At 58.4% G+C, this 4,028-nt stretch carries 4 protein-coding genes; 1 reads left to right on the plus strand and 3 read right to left on the minus strand.

What is annotated here, in order from left to right; genetic code table 11:
* The coding region (locus OQK_RS13585) for a 2-amino-4-hydroxy-6-hydroxymethyldihydropteridine diphosphokinase (RefSeq protein ID WP_016772887.1) at positions 1-263 on the plus strand (263 nt) is incomplete at its 5' end.
* Between the two features lie 86 nt (positions 264-349).
* On the opposite strand, the gene OQK_RS13590 is transcribed toward OQK_RS13585, so the two are convergent.
* From OQK_RS13590 to OQK_RS13600, 3 genes are all read right to left on the minus strand, one after another.
* Complete coding sequence (locus OQK_RS13590) at positions 350-1,579, minus strand: multifunctional CCA addition/repair protein (protein ID WP_016772888.1); 1,230 nt, start codon at positions 1,577-1,579, stop codon at positions 350-352.
* A gap of 63 nt (positions 1,580-1,642) precedes the next feature.
* On the minus strand, positions 1,643-3,205 hold the full coding sequence (locus tag OQK_RS13595) for a SpoVR family protein (RefSeq protein ID WP_016772889.1): 1,563 nt from the start codon (positions 3,203-3,205) through the stop codon (positions 1,643-1,645).
* Positions 3,202-4,028, minus strand: an 827-nt coding sequence (locus tag OQK_RS13600) for a YeaH/YhbH family protein (protein ID WP_016772890.1), incomplete at its 5' end; no start/stop codon positions are given. The genes OQK_RS13595 and OQK_RS13600, both read right to left, overlap by 4 nt.

Raw genomic sequence — 4,028 nt, forward strand, 5'->3', positions numbered from 1 at the left:
GCAAGGGCTTGCCGCTGGATATCGACGTGCTGCTGTATGGCGATCTGGTGGGTAACTTCGACGGATTGGTACTGCCGCGTGCGGAAATTCTGAAAAATGCCTTTGTGCTGTGGCCGCTGTCGTTGATTGCGCCGGAGCGAGTGCATCCGGGGGTGGGCCAAAGCTTTGCGACGTTGTGGGCTGAGGCGCAAATTGATCAGGTGTTGGCGCCGGTTGCGTTCCAATGGCGGGGGGAGCAGCTCACACCTTCGGATTTGCGGTGATATCAAATTCGCTTTCGCGAGCAGGCTCGCTCCCACATGGGATCGAGGTCTCCTGTGGGAGCGAGCCTGGGCGCGAAGTTTTTTCATCAGGCTGTCGCCGCCTCTTTGTAGGCTTTCAACGCCTTCAGTCGTTCCCGCTTCAGCGCTTCGCCCAGTTCAGGCCCCTTGAATCCCTGCTCCAGCAACGGCTGCACGGCCACTTCTCGTGCAGCTTTCGCCGCTCCGCGCAAATAATCCGCCTGTGGATAACTGCGCTGCTCCAGGCCCTTGCGGCCACGGGCATCCATCTCGCACGCGGCGATAAACTCTTCGAATCGCTGCGGCCGGCGATAAATATCGAAACTCTGCAGCAACTCCAGCAGCGTCGAGGCTTTCAGCTCCAGCGCCCGGTGCCCATGGGTGTGGTATTGCCCGACCAGCAGCGCCAGTTCCTGACAGTCTTTGGGGGCTTTGAAGCGCTCGTTGACCGCTTTGATCAGCTTCAGCCCGGTGTGCTCATGGGCGATATGCCTGGGCCATTCTTCTTCCGGCGTCAGGCCTTTGCCCAAGTCGTGCAGCAGGCAGGCCCAGCGCACTGTCAGTGGTTGTTTGTGCAGGGATGATTGCTCCAGCACGCTCAGGGTGTGCAGGCCCGTGTCGATTTCCGGGTGATGGGTCTCTGGCTGCGGCACGCCGAACAAGGCGTCGACTTCCGGCATTAGCTCTTTGAGTGCGCCACAGTCGCGCAAGACCTGGATGAACACCTGTGGACGGTCTTCCATCAGTGCGCGGGAAATCTCTTTCCAACTGCGCTCAGCGGTCAGCGCCTGCAATTCGCCGGACTCACTGAGCTGGCGCATCAAACCCATGGTCTCGTCGGCGACCGTGAAGCCCAGTCCTGCGTAACGCGCAGCAAAACGGGCAACGCGCAGCACTCGCAACGGATCTTCGGCGAACGCCGGGGAAACATGGCGAAGGATTCGTGCTTCGAGGTCGCGTTGACCATGATACGGATCGGTCAGGTTGAGCTGATCGTCCTCGGCCATGGCATTGATCGTCAGGTCGCGTCGAATCAGGTCTTCTTCGAGCGTGACTTCGGGACTCGCGTAGAAAGTGAAACCGCCGTAACCGCGACCGCTTTTGCGCTCCGTGCGGGCGAGAGCATATTCCTCACCGGTTTTCGGGTGCAGAAACACCGGGAAATCCGCGCCAACCGGGCGAAACCCCTGGGCGAGCATTTCTTCAGTGGTCGCGCCGACCACGACCCGGTCGACATCAGTGACCGGCAACCCTAAAAGGCGATCACGTACCGCGCCGCCAACCTTGTAAACCTGCATAAAAAACCTCCGTCAGTCCGACAGGATAACCCTTGCGTCAGACTTTCGGAGGCCAGAACCGGATCAAAGATGAATCACGGCCAGATCGAGCCGGCCGTAATCGCCCTCGCTGTGTTCACTGCGCGGCGGCACGTGATGGGTTTTCATGATCTGGTCGCCTTGCAGGGTTTCCAGATGAATGTCGAAGCCCCAGAGCCGGTGCAGGTGCTTGAGCACTTCCTCGGTGGAGTCGCCCAATGGTTTGCGATCGTGTTGCTGATGGCGCAGGGTCAGCGAGCGATCGCCGCGCCGATCAATGCTGTAGATCTGCACGTTCGGCTCACGATTGCCGAGGTTGTACTGCGCGGCCAGGGTTTCCCGGATGACCCGGTAGCCGCCCTCGTCATGGATGGCCGGCACCAGCAGATCGTCTTTCTGGTCATCATCGAGAATGCTGAACAGCTTCAGATCGCGGATCACCTTGGGCGACAGGTACTGCAGGATGAAGCTCTCGTCCTTGAAACTGCTCATGGCGAACTTGATGGTCGACAGCCAGTCGGAACCGGCGATGTCCGGGAACCAGCGGCGATCCTCTTCGGTAGGCTCTTCGCACATGCGCCGAATGTCGCGGTACATGGCGAAACCCAACGCATACGGGTTGATGCCGCTGTAGTACGGACTGTCGAAACCCGGTTGGAATACCACGCTGGTGTGCGAAGTCAGGAATTCCATCATGAAGCCGTCAGTGACCAGGCCTTCGTCATACAGATCATTCATCAGCGTGTAATGCCAGAACGTCGCCCAGCCTTCGTTCATCACCTGGGTCTGGCGCTGTGGATAGAAATACTGGGCGATCTTGCGCACGATGCGCACGATCTCGCGCTGCCATGGCTCCAGCAGCGGTGCGTGTTTCTCGATGAAATAGAGGATGTTTTCCTGCGGCTCGGCAGGGAAGCGGGCGTTGTCCTTGTCGCTGTATTTGTCCGCGCCTTTGGGAATGGTGCGCCACAGATCATTGATCTGCTTTTGCATGTGCTCTTCACGGTCCTTTTGCCGCCGGCGCTCTTCTTCGGCGGAGATCGGATACGGACGCTTGTAGCGGTCGACGCCGTAATTCATCAAGGCATGGCAGGAATCGAGCAGATCTTCCACGGCGTCGATGCCGTGGCGTTCCTCGCACTGCATGATGTACTGCTTGGCGAACACCAGGTAATCAATGATCGAACTGGCATCGGTCCAGGTGCGGAACAGGTAGTTGCCCTTGAAGAAGCTGTTGTGGCCATAGCAGGCATGGGCCACCACCAGCGCCTGCATGCAGATGGTGTTTTCTTCCATCAGATAGGCGATGCACGGGTCGGAGTTGATCACGATCTCGTAGGCCAGGCCCATCTGCCCGCGACTGTAGGATTTCTCTGTGCTGAGGAAGTGTTTGCCGTAGGACCAGTGGTGATAGCCCAGCGGCATGCCCACCGAGGCATAGGCGTCCATCATCTGCTCGGCGGTGATCACTTCGATCTGGTTGGGATAGGTGTCCAGTGCATAACGGGCCGCGATCCGGGCGATTTCACGGTCGTAGGTCTGGATCAGCTCGAATGTCCATTCTGAGCCGGTGGAAATCGGTTGGCGTTTCTGCTCTTTGGCGGTCATGTCACTAACCTGCGCTGGAAGAGTTCACGGAAGACCGGATAGATATCTCCGGCCGAGACCAGTTGCTGCTGGGCAAACGTGTCAGAGAAGGCTTCGGCGATGCGTTCGTATTCGTACCACAGCGCCTGATGTTCGCGCGGGGTGATCTCCACATAAGTGTAGTACTGCACAAACGGCATGATCTGGTTGATCAGGATGTCGCGGCAGATCGGCGAATCGTCGTTCCAGTTGTCGCCGTCGGAGGCCTGAGCGGCGTAGATGTTCCACTCATTGCTCGGATAGCGCTCGGCCATGATTTCCTGCATCAGCTTCAGGGCGCTGGAAACAATGGTGCCGCCGGTCTCACGAGAATAGAAAAACTCCTCTTCGTCCACTTCCCGGGCGCTGGTGTGGTGACGGATGAACACCACGTCGATCTTGTCGTAGTTACGCTTGAGGAAAAGGTACAGCAGGATGAAGAAGCGCTTGGCGATGTCCTTGGTCGCCTGCGTCATCGAACCGGAAACGTCCATCAGGCAAAACATCACTGCTTTGGAACTGGGATTGGGTTGCTTGACCAACAGGTTGTATTTCAAGTCGAAGGTATCTAGGAACGGCACGCGGTGAATGCGTGCGCTGAGTTTCTCGATTTCAGCCTCGAGTTCCTGGATATCGCCGAAGTTGTCCGGTTCTTCGCGCTTGAGCCGTGCCAGCTCCTCCTTGGCTTCGCGCAATTTCGCGCGGCTGCTGCCAGACAGGGCAATACGACGCGCATGCGCTGAGCGCAGGGTGCGGATGATGTTGATCCGCGACGGATTGCCCTCGTTGCTGATCCCGGCGCGTA

This window comes from Pseudomonas sp. R62 (genome assembly GCF_000257605.1).
In the GTDB taxonomy this organism is placed as follows: domain Bacteria; phylum Pseudomonadota; class Gammaproteobacteria; order Pseudomonadales; family Pseudomonadaceae; genus Aquipseudomonas; species Aquipseudomonas atacamensis.

Bases quoted from the DNA above. Each gene is read 5' to 3' on its own strand.
- OQK_RS13595 (WP_016772889.1), bottom strand. From the start codon at position 3,205: ATGACCGCCAAAGAGCAGAAACGCCAACCGATTTCCACCGGCTCAGAA.
- OQK_RS13590 (WP_016772888.1), bottom strand. From the start codon at position 1,579: ATGCAGGTTTACAAGGTTGGCGGCGCGGTACGTGATCGCCTTTTAGGG.